This is a genomic window from Marinobacter sp. (assembly GCF_040904845.1).
GTDB lineage: Bacteria > Pseudomonadota > Gammaproteobacteria > Pseudomonadales > Oleiphilaceae > Marinobacter.
In genome coordinates this window covers 1-6,387 of sequence record NZ_JBBDSR010000055.1, presented here as the reverse complement: position 1 = coordinate 6,387, position 6,387 = coordinate 1, and the positions used below count along the sequence as shown (strand labels likewise).

The window sequence follows — 6,387 nt, the reverse complement described above, 5'->3', positions numbered from 1 at the left end:
GGACCAGTGCGCATCGCAAGGCCATGTTCCGTAACATGACTGCGTCACTGGTTGAACACGAGCTGATCAAGACAACGCTGCCGAAAGCCAAAGAGCTTCGTCGTGTAGCAGAGCCTTTGATCACGCTCTCAAAGAATGATTCGGTCGCGAATCGTCGTCTGGCGTTTTCACGCCTGCGTAGCGATGCAGCGGTTGCCAAGCTGTTTAATGAGCTTGGTCCCCGTTATAACGAGCGTCCGGGTGGTTACCTTCGAATTCTGAAGTGCGGTTTCCGTGCTGGCGACAATGCCCCGATGGCATTTGTTGAGCTGGTTGGCCGCCCTGTTGATATCGAAGCAGAGGAAATGGACGACGACGAAGAGTAAATACTTCGGAGTGGTTCAAAAAAACCGGAGGGCGACCTCCGGTTTTTTTATGCCTGCACTATTTTTCCAGCATGGTTTTCAGGTATCGCCCGGTGTGTGACGTGGGGCTGTCAGCCACTTCTTCCGGTGTGCCTTCGGCGATGATGTGTCCGCCACCGGAGCCCCCTTCCGGCCCGAGATCGACAATCCAGTCCGCCGTTTTAATGACATCGAGGTTGTGCTCGATCACGATGATGGTATTGCCGTGGTCGCGGAGCCGTTGGAGTACGTTCAGCAACTGCTGGATGTCATAGAAGTGCAGACCGGTGGTCGGCTCATCCAGGATATACAGCGTCTTGCCGGTGTCGCGTTTTGACAGCTCCTTCGCCAATTTGACCCGCTGGGCTTCCCCGCCTGACAGGGTCACGGCACTTTGCCCCAGGCGGATGTAGGACAGGCCCACGTCGATCAGGGTCTGTAGCTTGCGTGCCAGAAAGGGAACCGGATCGAAGAATTCGCGACCTTCTTCGACCGTCATTTCCAGTACTTCGTGGATATTTTTGCCCTTGTAGCGGACTTCCAGGGTTTCCCTGTTGTATCGCTTGGCCTTGCACACATCGCAGGGTACGTATACGTCCGGCAGGAAGTGCATCTCCACCTTGATCACCCCGTCACCCTGGCAGGCTTCGCAGCGTCCGCCCTTCACATTGAAGCTGAACCGGCCGGGCTTGTAGCCCCGTGAGCGGGCTTCCTGAGTGCCGGCAAACAGCTCACGGATCGGAGTGAAAAGTCCGGTGTAGGTGGCAGGGTTGGAACGCGGCGTGCGGCCTATGGGGCTTTGATCAATGTCGATGACCTTATCGAGCTGATCAAGCCCGTTGAGCTTATCGTAAGGGGCATGAGTCAGACTGGTCGCTTTGTTCAGTTTGGCGGCGGCGACGGGATAGAGGGTGCCATTGATCAGCGTGGATTTGCCGGAACCGGACACGCCGGTGACGCAGGTCATCACGCCCAGGGGGATGGTCAGTGTGACATCCTGAAGATTGTTTCCGCTGGCCCCGGTAAGCGTGAGTTGCTTACCGTTACCCGTGTTTCTTTCCGCCGGGATAGCGATGGCCTGTGTCCCGTTCAGGTATTGGCCGGTTAATGAATCCGGGTTGCTGATGATCTGATCCGGTGTGCCCCGGGCAATGATCTGGCCGCCGTGCACGCCGGCACCCGGGCCGATGTCAATAACGTGGTCGGCGGCACGGATGGCTTCCTCGTCGTGCTCTACCACAATGACGGTGTTGCCGAGATCCCGCAGATGGGTGAGTGTTCCCAGTAGGCGATCGTTGTCGCGCTGGTGCAGGCCAATCGAGGGTTCGTCGAGAATGTACATCACCCCTACGAGGCCCGCCCCGATCTGGCTGGCCAGGCGAATTCGCTGAGCCTCGCCGCCGGAGAGCGTGTCGGCGCTCCGTTCAAGGGTCAGGTACTCCAGGCCGACATTGACCAGAAACTGCAGCCGCTGGCGCACTTCTTTCAGAATTTTTTCTGCGATCTCGCCTCGGCGGCCGGGCAGGGCGAGGGCTTCAAAGTAATCGTGGGCTTCACCCACCGGAAGGTGAGTGACATCAGAAATATTGCGCTCTTCGACAAAGACGTGTCGGGCGCTTCGTCGCAACCTGGAGCCACGGCAGACCTTGCAGGGCTGAGTGCTCAGATTTCGCGCCAGCTCTTCCCGCATGCTTTGGGAGTCGGTCTCGCGATAGCGTCGCTCAAGATTGGGGAGGATGCCTTCAAACGAGTGTGCCTTCTCCATGATATGCCCGCGGGAATTGACGTAGCGAAAGGGGATGTCATCCGATCCGGAACCATGGAGCAGGGTGTCTTTAAAACCATCGGGCAAGTCGACCCAGGGCGTTTCCAGGTCAATGCCATAGTGCTCGGCAACACTGGTCAGCATCTGGAAGTAGTAGACCGCACGTCTATCCCAGCCTTTGATGGCACCGGCGGCGAGGGTGGCTTCCGGGTGCTGGACAATCTTTTCCTGATCAAAGAACTGTTTGACCCCAAGACCGTCGCACGTCGGACATGCACCCGCCGGGTTGTTGAAGGAGAACAGCCGCGGTTCCAGTTCGCTCAGCGAGTACCCGCACTGGTTGCAGGCGTAACGAGCCGAATAGGTATGATCTTCACCGTCGCCGCTCATGGGAGCAACCAGAGCAATGCCGTCAGCCAGCCCCAGCGCGGTCTCAAAACTTTCCGCGAGGCGCTGCTCAAGCCCCGGCTTGACCTTGAAACGATCAACCACCACATCAATCTGATGTTTGCGCTTCTTGTCCAGCTCCGGAATGTCGTCAATGTCATAGACGGTGCCGTCGACCCGCAAGCGAATAAAACCCTGGCTTCGCATGGTTTCCACAAGCTGCAGATGCTCCCCTTTACGATCCCGGATGACGGGCGCGAGGATCATCAGTTTGCTGTCCTCGGGCATGGCAAGCACCTGGTCCACCATCTGGCTGACTGTCTGTGCTTCCAGCGGTTGGTGATGGTCCGGACAGCGCGGCTCGCCGGCGCGGGCGAACAGCAATCTCAGGTAGTCGTATATCTCGGTGATCGTGCCCACCGTGGAACGTGGGTTGTGGGAGGTGGATTTTTGCTCAATCGAAATGGCCGGTGACAGACCTTCGATGTGGTCCACGTCGGGCTTTTCCATCATCGACAAAAACTGACGCGCGTAGGTGGATAGAGATTCCACATAACGACGCTGGCCTTCGGCATAGAGCGTGTCGAAGGCCAGGGATGATTTGCCGGAGCCGGACAGCCCGGTAATTACAATCAGCTTGTCCCGCGGGATATCCAGGTCGATGTTCTTCAGATTGTGGGTTCGTGCACCTTTGATCTGGATATGATCCATAACGCCTCGCTCGAAGAAAACGATAAGTGTACCGGTTTATGCGCCGCCCGGCGAAAGCCGTGACGGTAAGTGACTATGCGGGTTGCCACTGTGCCGCGAACCGCCAGGTTCTGTTACAATGCGCGGTTTCCGGAACGGCGGTTATCCGCCAGACACCGTATACAGGAATGGCTCCCCATGAATTCACTGGAAAGGCGATCAGTATCAGCGTTGGCGTTGGTATACGCCATGCGAATGCTCGGCCTGTTCATGGTGATGCCGGTATTCGTCCTGCTGGGCGACGATCTCCAGGGTGCCACCCCGGCGCTGATCGGCTTCGCCATCGGCGCTTACGGTCTGAGCCAAGCGCTGCTGCAGATACCCTTCGGCCTGCTTTCCGATCGGATCGGTCGCAAACGGATGATCTACGCTGGCCTGATTCTGTTTGCCGCAGGCAGCCTGGTCGCGGCCTCAACCGACTCCATATACGTTGTGATCGCTGGACGGATTCTTCAGGGTGCGGGTGCCATCGCCAGCGTGCTTATGGCGCTGCTGAGTGACCTGACACGGGAAGAAGAGCGCACCAAGGCCATGGCGACAGTCGGAATCTCGATTGGCCTGTCATTTTCTGTCTCTCTGGTTCTGGGGCCGCTGGTTGGTTCGGCATTCGGGCTGTCCGGCCTGTTCTACCTGACCGCGCTGCTGGCGGTCATTGCCATGGTCGTCGTCTGGCGTCTGGTGCCAACACCGCATCAGCATAAAATCAGCGCGGATACCCACCCCGCCCGCAAGATGTTGGCCACGGTGTTGTCAGACCGCCGGTTGTTACGGCTGGACTTCGGCATTTTTGCCCTGCACCTGGCGCTGACTGCGATATTTCTGGTATTCCCTTCGCTGCTTCAGAACCAACTTGGCCTGCCATCCGCTTCGCACTGGTGGTTCTACCTGACCGTGATGGTCACGTCTTTTTTTGCCATGATTCCTTTCATTATCATGGGCGAGAAAATGCGCAAGATGAAGCCTGTGCTGTGTGGCGCCATCATCCTGCTGACGCTGTCGACGATGGGGCTGGCTAACGTCTCCGAAAGCCTGATCGCGGGCTGGTGTGTGTTGTTCTTTTTCTTTATGGCATTTAATCTTCTGGAAGCCTCCTTGCCATCGCTGATCAGTAAAGAAGCACCGGCCGCGAGCAAAGGCACCGCCATGGGCGTGTATTCCACGTCTCAGTTTTTGGGGGCGTTCGTTGGCGGTGCGGCCGGTGGGCTGCTGCTTGGGACGGTCGGGGTCAGCGGCGTGCTGTGGCTGATGGCGGGGGTTCTGGCGCTGTGGTTTGTGGTGGCCCTGACCATGCCAGCGCCGGGATACACCACCAGTTTCGTGGTACAGTTGAAGGAAGTGGCGCAAAGCCAGTTTGACAGCATTGATGAAGCGTTGATGGCAATGCCCGGCGTTCAGGATGTCGTGATTCTGGAAGATGCCGGCACGGCTTACCTGAAAGTGGATCGTCAAAAATTTGATAAAGGGTTACTTGCGGACTTTCCATTTGTCCGGCAGGGTAACAATTCTTGAAATCCGGAGGCCTGCATGGACGTTGGGCCGTCCCTGAAAACTGAGTCAGGAGCAGATCATGGCACGAGGCGTAAACAAGGTCATTCTTATCGGGAACCTGGGTCAGGACCCTGATACGCGGTATACCCCCAACGGCAATGCCGTGGTGAACCTCAACCTTGCAACCGATGAAAGCTACAAGGACAGGCAAACCGGCCAGATGGTACCAAAAACCGAATGGCACCGGGTGGTGATGTTTGGCAAGGTCGCGGAAGTTGCCGGCCAGTATCTGCGCAAGGGTTCCAAAGTCTATATCGAAGGCAAACTGCAGACCCGCAAGTGGCAGGGGCAGGATGGCCAGGACCGTTACACCACCGAGGTCGTGGTGGATATCAGCGGGCAGATGCAGATGTTGGACAGTCGCAGTGGTGACGGCGGTGGTATGGCGCAAGGCGCGCCTGCCGGACGTCCTCAGCAGTCCAGCAACAACGCACCGCCGGCCAATCAGAACAACCAGCCGCCTCAGCAGCCGTCAGGAGGCTACAACCAGCCTTCCCAGGGCAGCATGCCGGAGCCGGTCGACGATTTCGATGACGATATCCCGTTCTGAGTCGGAAGAAAACTGATCCGTAATGCCATGGAAAACCTCCGCCAGCCGGAGGTTTTCGTGTTACAGAATTCAAAAAGACGTGAAATCAGGCGAAAGTGCCGGAATCCTTGTTCCGGCTCTGAAATGCCCAAACTTCTTCGATCCATCAGCTGTCAATCTTCGTCATTGTCAGGATGGTCCATCCCCAGCTCATTAATCTTCCGCGTCAACGTGTTCCGCCCCCAGCCCAGCAGAATGGACGCATCCCGGCGACGGCCGCCGGTGTGCTTCAGCGCTGTCTCGATCATGATCTTTTCGAATTCGGGCACGGCGCTGTCCAGAATGCCTTTGCGGCCGCGCTTGAGCTCCTGTTCGGCCCAGTTGCGCAGCCCTTCCTGCCAGGTCTGGCCGGTGGTGGGTGTGTCGGCCAGGTGGAGCAGCTCCGGTGGCAGGTCATCAATGTGAATCTCCCGGCCGCTGGCCATCACGGTCAGCCACCGGCAGGTGTTCTCCAACTGGCGGACGTTACCGGGCCAGGGCAGGGTGGTCAGATATTCTTCGGCTTCGGAGCGGAGAATTTTCGGCTCTACGGCGAGCTCCTTCGCAGCTCGCTTCAGGAAGTACTGCATGAGCCTGGGGATGTCTTCGCGGCGTTCCGCCAGTTTGGGCAAGTGTACCCGGATAACGTTCAGACGGTGGAACAGGTCCTCGCGGAAGGAGCCGGCCTGTACCAGTTTTTCCAGATCCTGGTGCGTTGCGGCGATAATGCGCACATCCACCTTGATAGGGGTGGTGCCGCCCACGCGGTAGAACTCGCCATCTGCCAGCACCCGCAGCAGTCGGGTCTGGGTGTCAGCGGGCATGTCCCCGATCTCGTCAAGAAACAGGGTGCCGCCGTTGGCTTGCTCAAAACGCCCCTGGCGAGCGGCGGCAGCGCCGGTGAATGCGCCTTTTTCGTGGCCAAACAGTTCTGATTCAATCAGGTCTTTGGGGATCGCTGCCATGTTGAGCGCAATAAACGGGTG

5 protein-coding genes are annotated in these 6,387 nt (G+C 58.0%); 3 read left to right on the top strand and 2 right to left on the bottom strand.

Annotation, left to right across the window (positions count from 1 at the left end; translation table 11 throughout):
* Nucleotides 1-365 (top strand): 50S ribosomal protein L17 (gene rplQ, locus WD429_RS06910; protein ID WP_368421440.1); only part of this gene is annotated, 365 nt, incomplete at its 5' end.
* 58 nt (nucleotides 366-423) lie between these two features.
* On the opposite strand, the gene uvrA is transcribed toward rplQ, so the two are convergent.
* Nucleotides 424-3,246 carry an excinuclease ABC subunit UvrA gene (gene uvrA, locus WD429_RS06905; protein ID WP_368421439.1) on the bottom strand — a complete coding sequence of 941 codons (2,823 nt, stop codon included), beginning with the start codon at nucleotides 3,244-3,246 and terminating at the stop codon, nucleotides 424-426.
* Nucleotides 3,247-3,423: 177 nt separating this feature from the next.
* On the opposite strand from uvrA, the gene WD429_RS06900 reads away from it, so the two are divergent.
* Nucleotides 3,424-4,794: an MFS transporter gene (locus tag WD429_RS06900; protein WP_368421438.1), complete on the top strand. Its 1,371-nt coding sequence runs from the start codon at nucleotides 3,424-3,426 to the stop codon at nucleotides 4,792-4,794.
* Between the two features lie 58 nt (nucleotides 4,795-4,852).
* Nucleotides 4,853-5,383, top strand: a complete 531-nt coding sequence (ssb, locus tag WD429_RS06895) for a single-stranded DNA-binding protein (protein ID WP_368421437.1) — start codon at nucleotides 4,853-4,855, stop codon at nucleotides 5,381-5,383.
* A 152-nt stretch (nucleotides 5,384-5,535) separates the two neighbouring features.
* Here the strand turns inward: ssb and WD429_RS06890 are convergent.
* On the bottom strand, nucleotides 5,536-6,387 hold an 852-nt coding region (locus WD429_RS06890; protein WP_368421436.1), incomplete at its 5' end, for a sigma 54-interacting transcriptional regulator.

Coding starts and splice junctions, on each gene's coding strand:
- uvrA (WP_368421439.1), bottom strand. CDS start 3,246: ATGGATCATATCCAGATCAAAGGTGCACGAACCCACAATCTGAAGAAC.
- WD429_RS06900 (WP_368421438.1), top strand. CDS start 3,424: ATGAATTCACTGGAAAGGCGATCAGTATCAGCGTTGGCGTTGGTATAC.
- ssb (WP_368421437.1), top strand. CDS start 4,853: ATGGCACGAGGCGTAAACAAGGTCATTCTTATCGGGAACCTGGGTCAG.